Below are 19,601 nucleotides of genomic sequence, written 5' to 3'. Positions count from 1 at the left end.
TTTTCACTGAACGGAGAACCCACGATGAGCACTGAAGGTGCCACCCAAGGAACCCACTGGCTACCGCGCTTCATGGGCGTGCTGCTGTTGCTGATGGGCCTGGCCCTGCTGGCCGGCGGCATCAAGCTGAGCCAGCTGGGCGGCTCGCTGTACTACTTGGTCGCCGGCCTCGGCTTTGCCGTGTCGGGTGGCCTGCTGCTGGCCCGCCGCCGCCTGGCCCTGGGCCTGTACGGCCTGGTGCTGCTGGGCAGCACCGTGTGGGCACTGCTGGAAGTCGGCCTGGACTGGTGGCAACTGGTGCCACGCCTGGCCATCTGGTTCGCCATCGGCGTGGTCCTGCTGCTGCCGTGGGCGCGCCGCCCGCTGACCGGGCCGGCCGCGAAGCTCAACACTGCGCTGCTGAGCGTTGCCGTGCTGGCCTCCGGCGCCAGCGCCCTGGGCAGCCAGTTCACCCACCCCGGTGAGGTGTTCGGCGAACTGGGCCGCGACAACAGCGAGATGGGCAGCGCCGCACCGGCGATGCCGGACGGCGACTGGCAGGCCTATGGCCGCAGCGAGCACGGCGACCGCTATTCGCCGCTGCGCCAGATCACCCCGCAGAACGCCTACCGCCTGGAAGAAGCCTGGCGCATCCGCACCGGTGACCTGCCGACCGACAACGACCCGGTCGAACTGACCAACGAGAACACCCCGCTGAAGGCCAACGGCATGCTCTATGCGTGCACCGCCCACAGCAAGGTGCTGGCCCTGGACCCGGACACCGGCGCCGAGATCTGGCGCTACGACCCGCAGATCAAGACCCCGGTCGGCACCTTCAAGGGCTTTGCCCACATGACCTGCCGCGGCGTCTCGTACTATGACGAGAACAGCTATGTCAGCCGCGACGGCAGCCCCGCGCCGAAGGTGACCGACGCCGGCCAGGCCGTGGCCCAGGCCTGCCCGCGCCGCCTCTACCTGCCGACCGCCGACGCCCGCCTGATCGCCATCAACGCCGACACCGGCAAGGTCTGCGAAGGCTTCGCCAACCAGGGCGCGATCGACCTGACCACCGGCATCGGCCCGTTCACCGCCGGCGGCTACTACTCCACCTCGCCAGTGGCGATCACCCGCAGCCTGGTGATCATCGGTGGCCACGTCACCGACAACGAATCGACCAACGAGCCGTCCGGCGTGATCCGCGCCTACGATGTGCACGATGGTCGCCTGGTGTGGAACTGGGACAGCAACAACCCGGACGACACCAAGCCGCTGGCCCCTGGCAAGATGTACAGCCGCAACTCGGCCAACATGTGGTCGCTGGCCAGCGTCGACGAAGACCTGGGGATGGTCTACCTGCCACTGGGCAACCAGACCCCTGACCAGTGGGGCGCCGACCGCACCCCGGGCGCCGAGAAGTACAGCGCCGGCGTGGTGGCCCTGGACCTGGCCACCGGCAAGGCCCGCTGGAACTACCAGTTCACCCACCACGACCTGTGGGACATGGACGTCGGCAGCCAGCCGACCCTGGTGCACCTGAAGACCAAGGATGGCGTGAAGCCGGCAGTCATCGTGCCGACCAAGCAGGGCAGCCTGTATGTGCTCGACCGTCGCGATGGCACGCCGATCGTGCCGATCCGCGAGATCCCGACGCCGCAGGGCGCGGTCAAGGGTGACCACACCGCGCCGACCCAGGCCCGCTCCGACCTCAACCTGCTCGGCCCTGAACTGACCGAACAGGCCATGTGGGGCGCCACGCCGTTCGACCAGATGCTGTGCCGCATCCAGTTCCGCGAACTGCGCTACGAAGGCCAGTACACCCCGCCGTCCGAGCAGGGTTCGCTGATCTACCCGGGCAACGTCGGGGTGTTCAACTGGGGCGGCGTGTCGGTCGACCCGGTGCGCCAACTGCTGTTCACCTCGCCCAACTACATGGCCTTCGTGTCGAAGATGGTGCCGCGCGAGCAAGTGGCCGCCGGCAGCAAGCGCGAAAGCGAGACCAGCGGCGTGCAACCGAACACCGGTGCACCCTATGCGGTGACCATGCACCCGTTCATGTCGCCGATCGGCATTCCGTGCCAGGCCCCGGCCTGGGGCTACGTGGCCGCCATCGACCTGTTCACCAACAAGGTGGTGTGGAAACGCAAGAACGGCACCACCCGTGACAGCACCCCGGTGCCGATCGGCATGCCGGTGGGTGTGCCGAGCATGGGCGGTTCGATCGTCACCGCCGGCGGCGTCGGCTTCCTCAGCGGCACCCTCGACCAGTACCTGCGCGCCTATGACGTGAACAACGGCAAGGAACTGTGGAAGGCCCGCCTGCCAGCGGGTGGCCAGGCCACGCCGATGACCTACACCGGCAAGGACGGCAAGCAGTATGTGCTGATCGTGGCCGGCGGGCATGGCTCGCTGGGCACCAGGATGGGCGATTACATCATCGCTTACAAACTGGCCGAGTAACCTCCGGCTGCGGTGGTGACCTCACCGCCGCATTCGCGGGCAAGCCCGCTCCCACAGGTACTGCAGCGACCTTCAGCTCTGTGCAGTACCTGTGGGAGCGGGTTTACCCGCGAAGAGGCCGGCAAAGATGAAACCCGCCCCCACTCCCTTCGTCTACCATTGAAACCCATCCCCCATCGCCCCATCTAAGCACCATAGTCATTCACGCAGGTGCCCCATGAGCGACCAGCAGGATTTCCCGGAACAACCCGACGAACACAGCGAAGTCGAACACCTCGATGCCAAGGCCGGAACCGGCCATGCCCTCGCCCTGCCCGGCCAGCAGCTGCCGGACAAGGTCTATGTGATCCCGATCCACAACCGCCCGTTCTTCCCCGCGCAAGTGCTGCCGGTGATCGTCAACGAAGAACCCTGGGCCGAAACCCTCGACCTGGTGGCCAAGACCGAGCACCACTCGCTGGCCCTGTTCTTCATGGACACCCCGCCGGAAGACCACCGCCACTTCGACACCTCGGCTTTGCCGGAATACGGCACCCTGGTCAAGGTGCACCACGCCAGCCGTGAAAACGGCAAGCTGCAGTTCGTCGCCCAGGGCCTGACCCGGGTACGCATCCGCACCTGGCTCAAGCACCATCGCCCGCCGTACCTGGTCGAGGTCGAATACCCGCGCCAGCCGGCCGAGCCGACCGACGAGGTGAAGGCCTACGGCATGGCCCTGATCAATGCGATCAAGGAACTGCTGCCGCTCAACCCGCTGTACAGCGAAGAGCTGAAGAACTACCTCAACCGCTTCAGCCCCAACGACCCCTCGCCGCTCACCGATTTCGCCGCCGCCTTGACCTCCGCCACCGGCAACCAGTTGCAGGAGGTACTCGACTGCGTGCCCATGCTCAAGCGCATGGAAAAGGTGCTGCCGATGCTGCGTAAGGAGGTCGAGGTCGCCCGCCTGCAGAACGAGATCTCCGCCGAGGTAAACCGGCAGATCGGCGAGCACCAACGTGAGTTCTTCCTCAAGGAACAGCTCAAGGTCATCCAGCAGGAGCTGGGCCTGACCAAGGACGACCGCAGCGCCGACCTCGAACAGTTCGAGCAACGCCTGGCCGGCAAGACCCTGCCTGACCAGGCGAAAAAGCGCATCGACGAAGAGATGGGCAAGCTGGCCATCCTCGAGACCGGCTCGCCCGAATACGCCGTCACCCGCAACTACCTGGAATGGGCCACCGCCCTGCCCTGGGGTGTGTACGGCAAGGACAAGCTCGACCTCAAGCATGCGCGCAAGGTGCTCGACCAGCACCATGCCGGCCTGGACGACATCAAGGAACGCATTCTCGAATTCCTCGCCGTCGGCGCCTGGAAGGGCGAGATCAGTGGCTCGATCGTGCTGCTGGTGGGCCCGCCCGGGGTGGGCAAGACCAGCATCGGCAAGTCCATCGCCGAATCCCTCGGCCGGCCGTTCTACCGCTTCAGCGTCGGCGGCATGCGCGACGAGGCCGAGATCAAGGGCCACCGCCGCACCTACATCGGCGCCCAGCCCGGCAAGCTGGTGCAGGCGCTGAAGGAGGTCGAGGTGATGAACCCGGTGATCATGCTCGACGAAATCGACAAGATGGGCCAGAGCTACCAGGGCGACCCCGCCTCGGCGCTGCTGGAAACCCTCGACCCCGAGCAGAACGTCGACTTCCTCGACCACTACCTGGACCTGCGCCTGGACCTGTCCAAGGTGCTGTTCGTGTGCACCGCCAACACCCTGGACTCGATCCCCGGCCCGCTGCTCGACCGCATGGAAGTGATCCGCCTGTCCGGCTACATCACCGAAGAGAAACTGGCCATCGCCAAGCGTCACCTGTGGCCCAAGCAGCTGAACAAGGCCGGCGTGGCGAAGGCCAGCCTGAGCATCAGCGACAGCGCGCTGCGCACGGTGATCGAGGGCTATGCCCGCGAGGCCGGCGTGCGCCAGTTGGAAAAACAGCTGGGCAAGCTGGTGCGCAAGGCCGTGGTCAAGCTGCTCGACGACCCCGACGCCAAGCTCAAGATCGCCAACAAGGACCTCGAAGCGGCCCTGGGCATGCCAGTGTTCCGCAGCGAACAGGTGCTGGCCGGCAAGGGCGTGATCACTGGCCTGGCATGGACCAGCATGGGCGGCGCGACCCTGCCGATCGAGGCCACGCACATCCACAGCCTCAACCGCGGGCTGAAGCTCACCGGGCAGTTGGGTGACGTGATGAAGGAATCGGCGGAAATCGCCTACAGCTACATCAGCTCGAACCTCAAGCAGTTCGGCGGCACTCCGGGTTACTTCAACGAGGCCTTCATTCACCTGCACGTGCCCGAGGGCGCTACGCCGAAGGATGGCCCCAGTGCCGGGGTGACCATGGCCAGCGCCCTGCTGTCCCTGGCCCGCGACCAGGCGCCGAAGAAAGGCGTGGCCATGACCGGCGAACTGACCCTCACCGGCCAGGTGCTGCCGATCGGTGGCGTGCGCGAGAAAGTGATCGCGGCGCGGCGGCAGAAGATCTTCGAACTGATCCTGCCCGAACCCAACCGCGGTGACTTCGAGGAACTGCCGGACTACCTGCGCGAGGGCCTGACCGTGCATTTCGCCAAGCGCTTTGCCGACGTGGCCAAGGTCTTGTTCTAACCTGGACCGGCCCCTTCGCGGGTAAACCCGCTCCCACAGGTACAGCACAGTTTTCAGATACTGTGCAGTACCTGTGGGAGCGGGTTTACCCGCGAAGAGGCCGGCACTGGCAACACAAAACTCCTCAATCATCGGGTATCCTCGGGCCATCGCCAGCCTCCGGAGCCACCATGACCGCCCCTCGTCTGCTCGTTCCCCTGAGCTTCGCCCTGCTCGCCGCCTGCGCCCAGCAGCCGCAACCGAATGTCGAACTGGACGCCGAAAGCGAATGCCCCAAGCGCCTGCAAGTCGGCCAGACCATCACCCTGACCCTGCCCAGCAACCCCTCCACCGGTTACCGCTGGAACGTGCAGGACCCTGCGGCCAACGTACTGCATGGCCTTGGCCCCGAGGTCTACAGCGCCCCTGAAGACGAAGGCGTGGTCGGCAGCTCGGGCCTTTCCACCTGGCGCTACCAGGCCACCGCCGCCGGCGAAGGCCACCTGGTACTGGTCTACCAGCAGCCCTGGGCCCCGCAAGTCGCCCCGGTGCAGACCTTCGATTGCGCCATCCGGGTACGTTGATCGCACAGCGCTGGTCAGCCGACCATGCATCCGCGCCGCGGTTTGGCTAGAATGCGCCCCCTGCATATCGCCAGCCGCCTGGATCCACCGTGAGCAAACAACCCGACCGCCTTTTCGCCCAGCCCCTGGAGCAAGTCCCCGACTTCGTGTTCAACGAAGACGTGGTGCGTGTGTTCCCGGACATGATCAAGCGCTCGGTGCCCGGTTACCCGACCATCGTCGAGAACCTCGGCGTGCTGGCCGCGCGCTTCGCCCAGCCCAATACCGCGCTGTATGACCTGGGCGCCTCGCTGGGCGCCGTGACCCAGGCCCTGCGCCGCCATGTACGCACGGATGGTTGCCAGGTCATCGCCGTGGACAACTCCGCGGCCATGGTCGAGCGCTGCCGCCAGTACCTCACCGCCCAGGACTCGATGTTCCAGGAGCTGCTGCCGGTGCAGGTGCTGGAGGCCGATATCCTCACCCTGCCATTGGTGCCGGCCTCGGTGGTGGCGATGAACTTCACCTTGCAGTTCATCGCCCCGGAGCAGCGCCAGGCCCTGCTCGCCCGCATCCGCCAGGCGCTGCTGCCGGGCGGTGCACTGATCCTCTCGGAGAAGCTGCGCTTCGCCGATGACGACGAGCAGGCCCTGCTCAACGAACTGCACCTGGACTTCAAGCGGGCCAATGGCTACAGCGAACTGGAAATCGCCCAGAAGCGCAGCGCCATCGAGAACGTGATGAAGCCCGATACCCTGCAGGCGCACAAGGAGCGCCTGCACGCGGCCGGTTTCACCAAGGTCGTGCCCTGGTTCCAATGCCTCAACTTCGCCTCGCTGATAGCCCTGCCATGATCGATCTGTCCCCCCTCGTCCGCCGCCTGGCGGGCACGCCCCTGGCTTGCTGGTCCGAAGGCCTGCAAGCACAACTGGATGCCAAGCTGGAAAAAGGCCACGGCGACCTCGACCGCTGGCGCGGCGCGCTCGACGCCCTGCCGGCACTGACGCCCACTCGCGTCGACCTGGCTGACGGCCTGCGCCTGGACTGCGCCTGCGACGATGCCACCCGCGCGCAACTGCGCCAGGCGCTGATGGGCCTGTCGCCCTGGCGCAAGGGGCCGTTCGAGCTGTTCGGCGTACACGTCGACACCGAATGGCGCTCGGACTGGAAGTGGTCGCGGGTCGGCCCGCACCTGGACCTCAAGGGCAAGCGCGTGCTCGATGTGGGTTGCGGCAATGGCTACTACCAGTGGCGCATGCTCGGTGCCGGGGCCGACATGGTCATCGGCGTCGACCCCAACTGGCTGTTCTTCTGCCAGTTCCAGGCCGTGCAGCAGTACCTGCCGGAACTGCCCGCCTGGCACCTGCCGTTCGCCCTGGAAGACCTGCCTGCCAACCTCGAAGGTTTCGACACGGTGTTCTCCATGGGCGTGTTCTACCACCGCCGTTCGCCCATCGAGCATCTCCTGGCGCTCAAGGACTGCCTGGTCAAGGGCGGCGAGCTGGTACTGGAAACCCTGGTGATCGAGGGCGACGAGAACCAGGTGCTGGTGCCCGAGGACCGCTACGCGCAGATGCGCAACGTCTGGTTCCTGCCGTCGGTGCCGGCCCTGGAGCGCTGGCTACGGCGCGCCGGTTTCAGCGATGTGCGCTGTGTCGATGTCAGCGTCACCAGCGTCGAGGAGCAGCGCAGCACCGAATGGATGCGCTACCAGTCGCTGGGCGACTTCCTCGACCCCAATGACCACGGCAAGACCCTCGAAGGCCTGCCCGCCCCCCGCCGCGCCACCCTGCTGGCGCGCAAATAAAAAAGGCGCCCCTGCGGGCGCCTGAATCACACCTGCGCCGGGGAGCTGTACCGGCGCCGGCGCTGTTGCCTCAGTCCTTGGCCACCTCGCGGGTCTTTTCCTGCACCTTGCGCTCCGCAATCGCCTGCTGCTTGTCGCCATACAGGCGCGCCTGGTCCTGACGGAAGGCCTCCCAGAACTGCTTCGAACGCTCCGCGCCGCCTTCGGCGTAGACACTGGCGCTGCCCAGAGCAAGGGTCGCCAGCAGCAGGTATTGGCTCAGGTTCATGGTGCTTGCCTCGTGGTGAGCGATCAGATGGGGCAAGCGTAACCATTGCCAGCTAACGGCAAGATGAGGCGGGCATTACAGTCTTGCAATGTGGCCTTGTGTCGCCTGTTCGGGCCCTTTCGCGGGTAAACCCGCTCCCACAGGATCTCCACAGGCTGGAATATTGTGAGATCCCTGTGGGAGCGGGTTTACCCGCGAAAGGGCCCGAGCAGGCAGTTAGATAACACCTGGATTACAAATCCGTTATCTGCGCCGCCGAGCCGTTCTCATGCCGTAACATCCTGCCACTTGACCCTGAAGTCCCTTCAGGCCCGAGAATCCCACCCTTTCCATTAGCCCGAGCCCTCCCATGCGCCTACTGATCATCGAGGACGAACTGCGTACCGCCGACTACCTGCAACAAGGCCTGCGCGAAAACGGCTACGTGGTCGATTGCGCCCGCACCGGCACCGACGGCCTGCACCTGGCGCGCCAGCAGCCCTACGACCTGGTCATCCTCGACGTCAACCTGCCCGAGCTCGACGGCTGGACGGTACTGCAACGGCTGCGCGCCGAATCGGCCACGCGGATCATGATGCTCACCGCCCACGGCCGCCTGGCCGACCGGGTCAAGGGCCTGGACCTGGGCGCCGACGACTACCTGCTCAAGCCGTTCGAATTCCCCGAACTGCTGGCCCGCATCCGCACCCTGCTGCGGCGCAACGACCAGCAACTGCAACCCAGCACCCTGCGCGTCGCCGACCTGGAACTCGACCCCAGCCGTCACCGCGCTTACCGAAGCGGGCAGCGCATCGACCTGACCGCCAAGGAATTCGCCCTGCTGCACCTGCTGATGCGCCAGACCGGCGAGGTGCTTTCGCGCACCCAGATCATCTCGCTGGTGTGGGACATGAACTTCGACTGCGACACCAACGTGGTCGAGGTGTCGATCCGCCGCCTGCGGGCGAAGATCGACGAGCCGTTCGACGACAAGCTGATCCACACCTTGCGTGGCGTCGGCTATGTGCTCGAAGCCCGCCCGTGAAGCAGGCCAGCCTGTCGTTGCGCCTGGGCCTGGGCGTGACCCTGATGGGCGCTGCGCTGGTGCTGCTGCTCGCTTGCCTGGCCGTATTCGCCCTCGACCACGAACTGGACAGCCGCGCGCGCAAGGACCTGGCGCGCAAGATGCTGCAGGTGGAACACAACCTGCGGGTCGACCTGCGCAGCGAAGACCTGGGCAGCCGCGCCCACCCGCTGCTCGACCTGGTGATGGGCCACGACAACCTCAGCCTCAGCGTGCTGGCCCTCGATGGCCGCCACCCGCACCTGCTCAGCCTGGGGCCGGCCGTCGAGTCCCAGGTCGGCACGCTGCACACCGACGCGCGCCTGGCCTTCCATGAATGGCGTGAAAGCGGCGGCCGTCAGATCCTCACTGCGACCCGGCTGATGCGCCTGCGCGACGACACCCCGGTGCGGGTGATGATGTCGCTCGACCGCGCCGACGACAGCGCGTTGCTCCAGGCCTACCTGGAATCGACCCTGCTGGCCCTGCCGTTGCTGCTGCTGCTGATCGGCGCGGGCGCCTGGTGGCTGATGCAGCGTGGCCTGAAGCCTTTGCGCCTGTTCCGCCGGATTGCCAGGCAAGTCTCGACCCAGGACCTGCAGCACCGCCTGCCGGTGGCCGGCCTGCCTCTGGAGCTGGCAGAACTGGCCCGCAGCATCAACGTCATGCTCGACCGCCTGGACCAGGGCGTGCGCCAGCTATCGCAGTTTTCCGACGACCTTGCCCATGAACTGCGCACGCCACTGAGCAACCTGATGGGCAAGGCCCAGGTGACCCTCGCCCGCGAGCGCGATAGCGAGAATTACCGGGAAGTGCTGGCGGACAGCATCGACGAACTGACCCGACTCAACCGCATCATCAACGACATGCTGTTCCTCGCCCAGGTCAGCCAGCCGCAAACCCAGGTGGCACTCAAGCCTCTGGCGTTGGCTGACGAGGCAGCGCAGGTGGGCGAGCTGTTCGCCTTCAATGCCGAGCTCAAGGGTATCGAGCTGTGCTTGCAGGGCTGGGGCACGGCGTTGGCGGACCGGTTGATGTTCCAGCGAGCACTGTCGAACCTGCTGAGCAATGCCATTCGCCATGGGCCGGAAGGTCAGGCCGTGCAGCTGGGCATCGAGCGCCAGGGCAGCGAAGTGCTTGTGTGGGTGGAAAATCTGGGGCCGGGGATTGCCGAGGAGCACTGGCCGCAGTTGTTCGAGCGCTTCTACCGGGTCGGGTCGGGGCGTTCGCGGCTGGAGGGTGGGACCGGGTTGGGATTGGCGATCGTCAAGTCGATCATGCAGCTGCATGGAGGGCGGGTCGAGGTGAGCAGCAGCCCTTCAGGGCCGACTCGCTTCACCCTGGTGTTTCAGACTGAATAAAAGGCTGCCCGCGCCGGCCTCTTCGCGGGCAAGCCCGCTCCCACAGGAACACCATAAGCCTCAAGGCTTGCGCGGTCCCTGTGGGAGCGGGTTTACCCGCGAAGAGGCCGGTACAGGCAACCGATGGATCAGCGCGAAGCCGCGACGATCAATGCCTTCATCTCGGCAACAGCCGCCTTGAAGCCCACGAACAGGGCATGCGCCACCAAGGCATGGCCGATGTTCAGCTCATTGATCCCCTTGATCGCTGCCACCGCCTCGACGTTGTGGTAATGCAGGCCATGCCCGGCATTGACGATCAGCCCCTGCCCCACGCCGAAGGCCACGCCATCGACGATACGCTGCAGTTCTTCAGCCACTTCGGTCGGCGTTTCGGCATCGGCATAACGCCCGGTGTGCAGCTCGATGGCCGGCGCGCCGACCCGGCGCGAGGCCTCGATCTGGCGCTCGTCGGCATCGATGAACAGCGACACCTCGGCGCCGGTACGCGACAACCGCTCCACTGCTGCCTTGATGCGTGCTTCCTGCCCTGCCACGTCCAGGCCACCTTCGGTGGTCAGCTCCTGGCGGGTCTCGGGCACTAGGCAGATATGGGCCGGGCGGATCTTCTCGGCAAAGGCCATCATCTCTTCGGTGACGCCCATTTCGAAGTTCATGCGCGTCTGCAGCACGTCCTTGAGCAGCACCACGTCGCGCTCCTGGATGTGCCGGCGGTCTTCGCGCAGGTGCACGGTGATGCCGTCGGCACCCGCTTCCTCGGCGTCCAGCGCGGCCTTGACCGGGTCCGGATAACGGGTGCCCCGGGCCTGGCGCAGGGTCGCCACGTGGTCGATGTTGACGCCGAGAAGCATGCGGTTGCTGTGAGTCACGAAAGGCTCTCCTGTGATTGAGCCCCACAGCATACGTCGTGCTCAGCGCTTGCGAAACAGTTCCCGGCTGACCAGCGGTTTTGCCCCCAGGTGCACTGCCAGCGCTTGGCGCATCAGGCGCTTGGCCGCAAGCAGCGCGCCAGGGGCGTCCCAGTCGGCCTGGGCCAGGGCCAGCAGCTCGGTGCCGTTGAACAGGCCGGGTTGCACCAGGTGCACGCGCTCAAGCCCGGCATCGACCCGCAGGCGGTACAGGCCCTGGGCTTCGACCGGGTCGTCGTTGATGTCGTGGCTCAGCGAAAAGCTGTAGCCGAGGTCGCCCAGCAGGCGCCACTCGAACGAGCGCAGCAGCGGCTCCAGGGGCCTGCCGGCAGCGAGCGCCTGCAAGGTCAGGGCGTAGTGCTCGAACAGCTCGGGCTGCGGCGCCTCGGCGGGCAGCAGGCGCATCAGCAGCTCGTTGAGGTAGAGCCCGCTGAACAGCGCATCGCCATGCAACCAGGCGGCGATGCCGACGGCGTCAAGGCGCCTGACGTTCTTCAGCTCGCCCTTGCCGAACAGTTCCAGCTCCAGCGGCACGAACGGCCGCACCAGGCTCCCGCCCTTGCCGCGCGCACGGCGCAGCACGGCGCGCACACGGCCTTGAGGCGTGAAGAAGTCCACCAGCGCGCTGGTTTCCTTGTAGGCGCGGCTGTGCAGGACGTAGGCCGGCTGGCCGACTGGCTGATCCATGAGCGGTCTCTAGTCGTTACAAACAACTGTGGGAGCGGGTTTACCCGCGAATGCGTCAGTGAATCCACCACCGCATTCGCGGGTAAACCCGCTCCCACAGAGTAACCTGGGAAGTCAGGCAGGCTTACAGGTCGCCGTAGCCCAGCGAACGCAGGGCGCGCTCGTCGTCGGACCAGCCGCCTTTGACCTTGACCCAGAGGTTGAGCATGATCTTGGAGTCGAACAGCACTTCCATGTCCTTGCGCGCTTCGGAGCCGATGCGCTTGATGCGCTCGCCCTTGTCGCCAATGATGATCTTCTTCTGGCCGTCACGCTCGACCAGGATCAAGGCATGGATGTGCAGCACATGGCCTTGCTGCTTGAACTCTTCGATTTCCACGGTGATCTGGTACGGCAGCTCGGCACCGAGCTGACGCATGATCTTCTCGCGCACCAGTTCGGCGGCCAGGAAGCGGCTGCTGCGGTCGGTGATCTGGTCTTCCGGGAAGAAGTGCTCGTTTTCCGGCAGGTGCTTGGCGATCTGGGCTTCCAGCACTTCGAGGTTGTGCCCCTGTTGCGCGGAGATCGGCATCACTTCGGCATTCGGCAGTTGCTCCTGCAGCCACTGCAGGTGCGGGATCAGCTCGGCCTTCTCTTCCATGCGGTCGGTCTTGTTGACCGCGATGATCAGCGGGCCGGTGACGTACTGCACGCGCTCCAGCACCAGTTGGTCCTCGTCGGTCCACTTGGTGCGGTCGACCACGAAGATCACCACGTCGACGTCCTTCAGGGCCGCCGAAGCGTTACGGTTCATGTAACGGTTCAGGGCCTTGTCGTTGGCCTTGTGCATGCCCGGGGTGTCGACGTAGATCGCCTGCACGTCACCCTCGGTCTTGATGCCGAGCATGTTGTGGCGGGTGGTCTGCGGCTTGCGCGAGGTGATCGCCAGCTTCTGGCCGAGGATGTGGTTGAGCAGGGTCGACTTGCCCACGTTCGGGCGGCCGACGATGGCCACGTAGCCACAGCGGGTCGGATTGTTCTCAGTCATTGCCATTCTCCACGCCCAGGGCGATCAATGCGGCGGCGGCGGCGACCTGCTCGGCGATACGCCGGCTCACGCCCTGGCCACGGCTCTTGTTGTTCAGCAGCACCACTTCGCATTCGACGAAGAAGGTGCGGCAGTGCGGTTCGCCCTGGATGTCGACCACCTCGTAGCGCGGCAGCTCGCAGCTGCGCGATTGCAGGAACTCCTGCAGGCGGGTTTTCGGGTCCTTGTTGGTGTCGACCAGGGTCAGGCCCTCGAACTCGTCGGTCAGCCAGGCCAGTACACGCTCGCGCGCGGTCTGCATGTCCGCGTCCAGGTAGATGGCACCGATCAATGCTTCCAGGGCATCGGCGAGGATCGACTCACGGCGGAAACCGCCGCTCTTGAGCTCGCCCGAACCCAGCCGCAGGTAATCGCCCAGGTCGAAGCCTCGGGCCAGGCGGGCCAGGGTCTCGCCCTTGACCAGGCGGGCGCGCAGGCGCGACAGCTGGCCTTCGCGGGCCTGCGGGAAACGCTCGAACAGCGCCTCGCCAGCCACGAAGTTGAGGATGGCATCACCGAGGAACTCCAGGCGCTCGTTGTTGCGCCCGGCGTAGCTGCGGTGGGTCAGGGCCAGCAGCATCTGCTCCTGGTTCTTGAAGGTGTAGCCGAGCTTGCGCTCGAGACGGGCAAGGGAAGCACTCATGCAGCCACCCGTGGGTTGTTCAACGCGTTGTTCAAATCAACTTCCTGAAAGACTGTTTGGCTGTGGTCCGTCGCGGCGAGCGGCGAATCTCTCGTTCCCTGAGAACACAAGCCTATGTCAGAAATGCATTCGGCGCTGTCTGCAGGACAGCGCCGAAGGGTATCAATGGATCAAGCCGACCCGCGACAGGTTGGGCAGGTGACTGAGCTTGGGCTCTGGCCAGCTCATCCATACCGCGAAGGCCTTGCCGACGATGTTGCGGTCCGGAACCATGCCGTGCAGCTCCTTGGGAATCTTCGGGTCATCCCAGTAGCGGCTGTCGTTGGAGTTGTCGCGGTTGTCGCCCATCATGAAGTAATGGCCGGCCGGCACGGTCCATTGCTGGTCCGGCGGCATGCGGTAGCGGGTCATCTCCTTGCGGATCAGGTGCTCGACTTCGCCGAGTTTTTCCTTGTACAGCTCGGCGCTGCCCAGGGTCCCCGGCTCGGCGCCGACCAGCTGTTCGGCGATCGGCTGGCCATTGACGAACAACCGCTTGTCGTTGGTGTAGCTGATGGTGTCGCCCGGCAGGCCGACCACACGCTTGATGTAGTTGACGTTCGGGTCGCTCGGGAAGCGGAACACCATCACATCGCCGCGTTGCGGGTCACCGACCTCGATGACCTTCTTGTCGATCACCGGCAGGCGGATCCCGTAGGAGAACTTGTTCACCAGGATGAAGTCGCCCACTTCCAGGGTCGGCTTCATCGACCCCGAAGGGATCTGGAACGGCTCGACCAGGAACGAGCGCAGCACCAGCACGATGAACAGCACCGGGAAGAACGACTTGCCGTACTCGACCAGCAGCGGCTCTTTGTTGAGACGCTCGACCACGGCCATTTCTGGCTGGGTGACGCTGCCCTGGTAATTGGCGATCGCCGCCCGCCGGCGCGGGGCCAGGAACAGCAGGTCGATCAAGCCCAGCAGACCGCAGACGAAGACGGCGATGACTAGCAACAGCGGGAAATTTAGCGACATAGGACCTAGCTATCCAACCTGAGCACGGCGAGGAAGGCTTCCTGTGGAATCTCCACGTTGCCCACCTGTTTCATGCGTTTCTTACCGGCCTTCTGCTTCTCCAGCAGTTTCTTCTTACGGCTGACGTCACCGCCGTAGCACTTGGCCAGTACGTTCTTTCTGAGCGCCTTGACGGTTGTCCGGGCGATGATCTGGCCGCCAATGGCTGCCTGGATCGCCACGTCGAACATCTGCCGAGGGATCAGCTCCTTCATCTTCTCGGTCAACGCACGGCCTTTGTAGGCGGCGTTGTCGCGGTGCACGATCAGGGCCAGGGCATCGACCTTGTCGCCGTTGATCAGCACGTCCAGCTTGACCAGGTTGGCCGACTGGTAGCGATCGAAATGATAGTCCAGCGAAGCATAGCCGCGGCTGGTCGACTTCAGGCGATCGAAGAAGTCCAGTACCACTTCGTTCATCGGCATGTCGTAACGCACCTGCACCTGGCTGCCGAGGAACTGCATGTCGCGCTGGACGCCACGCTTCTCGATGCACAGGGTGATGACGTTGCCCAGGTGCTCCTGCGGCACCAGGATGGTCGCGGTGACGATCGGCTCGCGGAAGTCCATGACAGACGAGACATCAGGCAGCTTCGACGGGTTGTCGACGATGATGGTCTCGCCGGTCTTCAGTTCCAGCTCGTAGATCACGCTTGGCGCCGTGGTGATCAGGTCCAGGTCGTATTCGCGCTCCAGGCGCTCCTGGATGATCTCCATGTGCAGCATGCCGAGGAAGCCGCAACGGAAGCCGAAGCCCAGGGCGTCGGAGCTTTCCGGCATGTACTGCAGCGACGAGTCGTTCAGGGTGAGCTTCTGCAGGGCGTCGCGGAAGTCCTCGAAATCGTCGGAGCTGACCGGGAACAGGCCGGCGTAGACCTGCGGCTGGATCTTCTTGAAGCCTGCCAGCACTTCGACCTCCGGGGTCGAGGACAGGGTCAGGGTGTCACCGACCGGGGCACCGTGAATGTCCTTGATGCTGGCGATGATGAAGCCCACTTCACCGGCCTTGAGGTCGGCGGTCTGGGTGTGCTTGGGCGTGAACACGCCGACGCTGTCGACCAGGTGCACCTTGCCGGTGGACTTGACCAGGATCTTGTCGCCCTTCTTGACCCGGCCGTGGCGCACGCGCACCAGCGAGACCACGCCCAGGTAGTTGTCGAACCAGGAGTCGATGATCAGGGCCTGCAGCGGCGCATCGATATTGCCTTCCGGCGCGGGGATGGTCTGTACCAGGCGCTCGAGCACCTCGTCCACGCCCATGCCGCTCTTGGCACTGCACGCCACGGCGTCGGTGGCGTCGATGCCGATGATCTTCTCGATCTCGTCCTTGACGCGGTCCGGGTCGGCCTGGGGCAGGTCCATCTTGTTCAGCACCGGCATGACTTCCAGGCCCTGCTCGATGGCGGTGTAGCAGTTGGCCACGGACTGGGCTTCGACGCCCTGGCCGGCGTCCACCACCAGCAGCGCACCTTCACAGGCCGCCAGCGAACGCGAGACTTCGTAGGTGAAGTCGACGTGGCCGGGGGTGTCGATGAAGTTCAGCTGATAGACCTTGCCGTCCTGCGCCTTGTAGTTGAGCGTGACGCTGTGGGCCTTGATGGTGATACCGCGTTCACGCTCCAGATCCATGGAATCCAGTACCTGGGCTTCCATTTCGCGCGCCGTCAGGCCACCGCACATCTGGATGAAACGGTCGGCCAGCGTCGACTTGCCATGGTCGATGTGGGCGATGATGGAGAAATTGCGGATATGACTCAAATCACTCACGGGTCAACACTCGAAAAGGCTGCGAGCCGGACGCCCGCCGAAAAATAGCCGGGAATTGTACCTTAAGCAGTTGGGTTATGGGAGATTCCTCTGCCGAACTGTACACACCTATCACCCTTGCAATTGTGAACTTTCATGAAAAAGGGCAGCCGAAGCTGCCCTTTGCGCCTTGCAGGCCCGCTTATTCGGCGAGTTTGAAGGTGATGAAGCTGGCACGCCCCTGGCGCAGCACGCGCATGGAGACCGAACGGTTCTTCGGCAGATCCTTGGCGATCTCGGTGAACTGCTTGGCCGAGGAGATGGCCTGGTTGTTCAGGTGGCTGATCACATCCCCCGGACGCAGGCCGATCAGGGCGGCCGGGCCATCCTGAACTTCCTTGATCACCACGCCACCCTTGAGCTCCAGGGTCTTCTTCTGCTCGTCGGAAAGGTCCGACACGGACACGCCCAGGCGGTTGCTGCTGCGCTCGGCGCTGCCGTCCGGGCCGCTGCCGGTGCCAATGTCGGCATCGTCGTCCGGCATCGCGCCAACGGCGACGTCGAGGGTCTGGCGCTTGCCATTGCGGATGATCTCCAGCTTGGCCTTCGCGCCGTCCTTGAGGCTGCCGACCAGGTGCGGCAGGTCGGCCGACATGACGATCGGCTGGCCGTTCATGCTCAGGATCACGTCACCCACCTGCAGGCCACCCTTGGCTGCCGGGCCGTTTTCCAGCACCTGGGCCACCAGGGCACCGGCCGGCTTGTCGAGGCCGAAGGATTCGGCCAGGTCCTTGTTGACCTCCTGGATCACCACGCCCAGCCAGCCGCGGCTGACCTTGCCGTCTTTCTTCAGCTGGTTGGAGACGTCGATGGCCACGTCGATCGGGATGGCGAACGACAGGCCCATGAAGCCACCGGAACGGGTGAAGATCTGCGAGTTGATGCCCACCACCTCGCCTTTCATGTTGAACAGCGGGCCACCGGAGTTGCCCGGGTTGATCGCCACGTCGGTCTGGATGAACGGCACGTAGGTGTCGTTGGGCAGGGTGCGACCCTTGGCGCTGACGATGCCTTTGGTCACCGAATGGTCGAAGCCGAACGGCGAACCGATGGCCAGCACCCACTCACCGACCTTGAGCTTCTCCGAGTCACCCAGCTTGACGGTCGGCAGGTTCTTGCCTTCGACCTTGAGCAGGGCCACGTCGGTGCGCGGGTCGGTGCCGATCAGCTTGGCCTGCAGCTCGCTGCGGTCCGACAGGCGAACGATGATCTCGTCGGCGTCCTGGACCACGTGGTTATTGGTCAGCACGTAGCCGTCACTGGAAATGATGAAGCCCGAACCCAGCGACATGGCCTCGCGCTGGCGATCGCCACGCGGCGAGCGCGGCTGCTGCGGGATGTTGCGCTCGAAGAACTCGCGGAACATCGGCGGCAGCCCTTCGAGGTCCGGCATCTGCCCGGCGGCGACACGGCGATCCGGCAGCTTCTGCTTGGTACTGATGTTGACCACGGCCGGCGAGGCCTGCTCGACCAGAGTGGTGAAGTCCGGAAGGGCTTCCTCGGCCTGGGCGCTGAGCGCCTGGCCGAGCATCAGCACGGCGGCGAACATCGTTAGGTAGGATTTCAAACGTGGTATTGACATACGGCTCCCGTCACAACGAGCGGTAGTTGGAAATTGCCCTGCACAAAGCAGGAAAGGCCAGACTCCTGAAAGCCTGACCTATAGAAAATTTGCCGAAGGATTGCAAATGACAATGCTTTAATTTCATTTCAGCCGCATGTCCGTTCTCCTTGGCGCGGGCCGAAAAAAGCACGCCATCACTGGCGTGCCTGGGCATCCTGGGGGCGCATCGACAGGGCGATGCGCTCTGCCGTACCCAACGGGATTTCGCCGACCACGGTAACCTGCACCTTGCCCTTGGGCGTGTTCAGGCGACGCGATACGGCCGAGGTCGGGCCAAGCTGGGTGCGCACGTCGGTGCCGGCGTCTTCCTTCACCGGCTCGAGAAACACCGAGAAACGGGCCAGGCCATCGTCGTACATCAGGCTGCTGATGGTACTGTCACGCGATGTGTCGCGGCGTACGGCGCTGTCGATCAGCTCGAAACCTGGCGGCAGCCAGTCCGAACGCCAACCGGCGACGGCTTCGCCGGCGCTGCTCGCCACCCGCTCCACCGGCTTGCAGGCAGCACTGGCGTGCAGGTCCTGGTCGGCCGGCAGGTCATCGGTGTCCAGGCGGGTCATCTGGAAGCGTTCCAGCAACTGCCCCTTGTCGTTGAGCATCAACGAACGCAGCGGCAGGCCGGTACGACGGTCCAGGTGCAATTCGAATGCATAGCGGTGCTGGTCGCGCGGCGTCAGGGTGACGATCACCGCATCGCGATCGGCAACCCGAGACTTGCCGGCCACGCTCAAGTCGTACCAGCTCATCAGTTTAAGAGGATCGAGCGAACGCTGCGCGGAGTCCGGGGGGCTTGCCGCCCCACTTGCCAGGCCGCCACTGACGCACTGCACCTTGCCATCCACGCGCACGATTTCCTGGGTGGCGCCATCGAGCTGCAACAGCCGCTCGCTGACCTTGCCATCCTGTACACGGTGCCAGATATCGTGGGAAGAGAAGCTGCCGTTACGTTCGTAGACGAAGGAGCCCTGGTAACTCTGTTTTTGCTCGGCCTGTGCCAGCTTGTTCAGCCACTCGGTCGCCTCAGGCGAAGAGTTGGCTGCCAACGCTGGCACCGTCATGCAGCTGCCAATCAACAGCGACAGGAGAGGTAGCGCGCGCATGATCCTCCTTACTTAGCGGTTTTCCAGGCTGGCAGCACGGGCATACGGCAGAGCGGTTTCGGTGCCCTTGAGCGCGGATTCCTGTGCGTGCTGGCGCAGGTAGCCTGGCAGACGCTGATCCCAGCCGGCCTGGTTCTGCAGCACGCCGTTGGCCATCGGCCCGGTCGGTTGCTCACTGCTTTCACTATAGCCGGCCAAAACGGCTGGGCCCTGACTTTGTGGCATGCTCAGCCCCTGCTGGGCAGGTTGCTGGGCGGCCAGTTCGGCGCCGGTGATGTCGTCCTGGTTGTACATGCGCACACCCGCCAGCACCGCAACGGTGACCGAGGCAGCCACGGCCAGGCGGCCAAGGGTGCGCCACGGGCCCTGCTTGGCCTTGACCGGGACGGCTTCGTCAGCCAGCGCGGCAGACACCGCCGAGGCGATATCCAGTTGTGGCAGCAGCAATTCCTTGTGCATCGCCGCACGGGCGACCTGGTAGCGCGACCAGGTGGCACGGGTTTCGGCATCGTCGACGGCGTTCAACACCCGACGCAGTTCCAGTTCGTCCGCTTCGTTATCCATCACCGCGGACAGCGATTCCTGCAACGCTTCACGACTCATGGCGGTTCCTCTCTT

The 19,601-nt window shown here is 64.9% G+C and carries 17 protein-coding genes; 7 read left to right on the top strand and 10 right to left on the bottom strand.

Going from position 1 to position 19,601, the window contains the following annotated elements:
• Window positions 1-24: 24 nt before the first annotated feature.
• From ACIP21_RS22275 to cmoB, 5 genes are all read left to right on the top strand, one after another.
• Window positions 25-2,436 (top strand): glucose/quinate/shikimate family membrane-bound PQQ-dependent dehydrogenase, encoded by a 2,412-nt coding sequence (locus ACIP21_RS22275; protein ID WP_400692148.1) that lies wholly within the window; start codon window positions 25-27, stop codon window positions 2,434-2,436.
• A 217-nt stretch (window positions 2,437-2,653) separates the two neighbouring features.
• Complete coding sequence (gene lon, locus ACIP21_RS22270; RefSeq protein WP_400692145.1) at window positions 2,654-5,074, top strand: endopeptidase La; 2,421 nt, start codon at window positions 2,654-2,656, stop codon at window positions 5,072-5,074.
• A gap of 170 nt (window positions 5,075-5,244) precedes the next feature.
• Window positions 5,245-5,637, top strand: coding sequence for a protease inhibitor I42 family protein (locus tag ACIP21_RS22265; RefSeq protein WP_400692142.1), 393 nt, complete (start codon window positions 5,245-5,247; stop codon window positions 5,635-5,637).
• 89 nt (window positions 5,638-5,726) lie between these two features.
• Complete coding sequence (cmoA, locus tag ACIP21_RS22260) at window positions 5,727-6,470, top strand: carboxy-S-adenosyl-L-methionine synthase CmoA (protein ID WP_400692139.1); 744 nt, start codon at window positions 5,727-5,729, stop codon at window positions 6,468-6,470.
• Complete coding sequence (cmoB, locus tag ACIP21_RS22255) at window positions 6,467-7,423, top strand: tRNA 5-methoxyuridine(34)/uridine 5-oxyacetic acid(34) synthase CmoB (RefSeq protein WP_400692136.1); 957 nt, start codon at window positions 6,467-6,469, stop codon at window positions 7,421-7,423. The genes cmoA and cmoB overlap by 4 nt, the downstream gene beginning before the upstream one ends.
• Before the next feature lie 70 nt (window positions 7,424-7,493).
• Here the strand turns inward: cmoB and ACIP21_RS22250 are convergent, their stop codons facing one another.
• Window positions 7,494-7,691, bottom strand: coding sequence for a hypothetical protein (locus ACIP21_RS22250; protein ID WP_400692134.1), 198 nt, complete (start codon window positions 7,689-7,691; stop codon window positions 7,494-7,496).
• Between the two features lie 349 nt (window positions 7,692-8,040).
• On the opposite strand from ACIP21_RS22250, the gene ACIP21_RS22245 reads away from it, so the two are divergent.
• Window positions 8,041-8,715, top strand: a complete 675-nt coding sequence (locus ACIP21_RS22245) for a heavy metal response regulator transcription factor (RefSeq protein WP_400692131.1) — start codon at window positions 8,041-8,043, stop codon at window positions 8,713-8,715.
• Complete coding sequence (locus ACIP21_RS22240; RefSeq protein WP_400692128.1) at window positions 8,712-10,094, top strand: heavy metal sensor histidine kinase; 1,383 nt, start codon at window positions 8,712-8,714, stop codon at window positions 10,092-10,094. Before ACIP21_RS22245 ends, ACIP21_RS22240 begins: the two co-directional genes overlap by 4 nt.
• A 128-nt stretch (window positions 10,095-10,222) precedes the next feature.
• On the opposite strand, the gene pdxJ is transcribed toward ACIP21_RS22240, so the two are convergent.
• The 9 genes from pdxJ to ACIP21_RS22195 all read right to left on the bottom strand — a co-directional run bounded on the left by pdxJ (window position 10,223) and on the right by ACIP21_RS22195 (window position 19,586).
• Window positions 10,223-10,996 carry a pyridoxine 5'-phosphate synthase gene (gene pdxJ, locus ACIP21_RS22235; RefSeq protein ID WP_400692125.1) on the bottom strand — a complete coding sequence of 258 codons (774 nt, stop codon included), beginning with the start codon at window positions 10,994-10,996 and terminating at the stop codon, window positions 10,223-10,225.
• Window positions 10,997-11,005: 9 nt separating this feature from the next.
• Entirely contained in the window at window positions 11,006-11,689 is a 684-nt protein-coding gene (gene recO, locus ACIP21_RS22230; protein WP_400692123.1) for a DNA repair protein RecO, read from the bottom strand.
• Window positions 11,690-11,813: 124 nt separating this feature from the next.
• The gene (gene era / locus ACIP21_RS22225) at window positions 11,814-12,716 is read right to left on the bottom strand and encodes a GTPase Era (RefSeq protein WP_400692121.1); all 903 of its coding nucleotides are present in this window, start codon (window positions 12,714-12,716) and stop codon (window positions 11,814-11,816) included.
• Complete coding sequence (rnc, locus tag ACIP21_RS22220; protein ID WP_027917873.1) at window positions 12,709-13,398, bottom strand: ribonuclease III; 690 nt, start codon at window positions 13,396-13,398, stop codon at window positions 12,709-12,711. Before rnc ends, era begins: the two co-directional genes overlap by 8 nt.
• Window positions 13,399-13,560: 162 nt before the next feature.
• A complete protein-coding gene (gene lepB, locus ACIP21_RS22215; protein ID WP_400692118.1) occupies window positions 13,561-14,415 on the bottom strand; it encodes a signal peptidase I in 855 nt (284 codons plus the stop codon).
• 5 nt (window positions 14,416-14,420) lie between these two features.
• Complete coding sequence (gene lepA, locus ACIP21_RS22210) at window positions 14,421-16,220, bottom strand: translation elongation factor 4 (RefSeq protein WP_400692115.1); 1,800 nt, start codon at window positions 16,218-16,220, stop codon at window positions 14,421-14,423.
• A 181-nt stretch (window positions 16,221-16,401) separates the two neighbouring features.
• A complete protein-coding gene (locus ACIP21_RS22205; protein ID WP_400692249.1) occupies window positions 16,402-17,808 on the bottom strand; it encodes a DegQ family serine endoprotease in 1,407 nt (468 codons plus the stop codon).
• A 209-nt stretch (window positions 17,809-18,017) separates the two neighbouring features.
• Window positions 18,018-18,983 carry a MucB/RseB C-terminal domain-containing protein gene (locus ACIP21_RS22200; protein WP_400692112.1) on the bottom strand — a complete coding sequence of 322 codons (966 nt, stop codon included), beginning with the start codon at window positions 18,981-18,983 and terminating at the stop codon, window positions 18,018-18,020.
• 12 nt (window positions 18,984-18,995) lie between these two features.
• Window positions 18,996-19,586 carry a sigma-E factor negative regulatory protein gene (locus ACIP21_RS22195; RefSeq protein WP_400692110.1) on the bottom strand — a complete coding sequence of 197 codons (591 nt, stop codon included), beginning with the start codon at window positions 19,584-19,586 and terminating at the stop codon, window positions 18,996-18,998.
• Window positions 19,587-19,601 lie beyond the last annotated feature (15 nt).

It is taken from the genome of Pseudomonas sp. NPDC089401 (assembly GCF_044749485.1).
In the GTDB taxonomy this organism is placed as follows: Bacteria; Pseudomonadota; Gammaproteobacteria; order Pseudomonadales; family Pseudomonadaceae; genus Aquipseudomonas.
This window is presented reverse-complemented; position numbering and strand designations above follow the sequence as displayed.

Coding starts and splice junctions, on each gene's coding strand:
- ACIP21_RS22275 (WP_400692148.1), top strand. CDS start 25: ATGAGCACTGAAGGTGCCACCCAAGGAACCCACTGGCTACCGCGCTTC.
- lon (WP_400692145.1), top strand. CDS start 2,654: ATGAGCGACCAGCAGGATTTCCCGGAACAACCCGACGAACACAGCGAA.
- ACIP21_RS22265 (WP_400692142.1), top strand. CDS start 5,245: ATGACCGCCCCTCGTCTGCTCGTTCCCCTGAGCTTCGCCCTGCTCGCC.
- cmoB (WP_400692136.1), top strand. CDS start 6,467: ATGATCGATCTGTCCCCCCTCGTCCGCCGCCTGGCGGGCACGCCCCTG.
- ACIP21_RS22250 (WP_400692134.1), bottom strand. CDS start 7,691: ATGAACCTGAGCCAATACCTGCTGCTGGCGACCCTTGCTCTGGGCAGC.
- ACIP21_RS22245 (WP_400692131.1), top strand. CDS start 8,041: ATGCGCCTACTGATCATCGAGGACGAACTGCGTACCGCCGACTACCTG.
- pdxJ (WP_400692125.1), bottom strand. CDS start 10,996: ATGCTGTGGGGCTCAATCACAGGAGAGCCTTTCGTGACTCACAGCAAC.
- recO (WP_400692123.1), bottom strand. CDS start 11,689: ATGGATCAGCCAGTCGGCCAGCCGGCCTACGTCCTGCACAGCCGCGCC.
- era (WP_400692121.1), bottom strand. CDS start 12,716: ATGACTGAGAACAATCCGACCCGCTGTGGCTACGTGGCCATCGTCGGC.
- rnc (WP_027917873.1), bottom strand. CDS start 13,398: ATGAGTGCTTCCCTTGCCCGTCTCGAGCGCAAGCTCGGCTACACCTTC.
- lepB (WP_400692118.1), bottom strand. CDS start 14,415: ATGTCGCTAAATTTCCCGCTGTTGCTAGTCATCGCCGTCTTCGTCTGC.
- ACIP21_RS22205 (WP_400692249.1), bottom strand. CDS start 17,808: ATGTTCGCCGCCGTGCTGATGCTCGGCCAGGCGCTCAGCGCCCAGGCC.
- ACIP21_RS22200 (WP_400692112.1), bottom strand. CDS start 18,983: ATGCGCGCGCTACCTCTCCTGTCGCTGTTGATTGGCAGCTGCATGACG.
- ACIP21_RS22195 (WP_400692110.1), bottom strand. CDS start 19,586: ATGAGTCGTGAAGCGTTGCAGGAATCGCTGTCCGCGGTGATGGATAAC.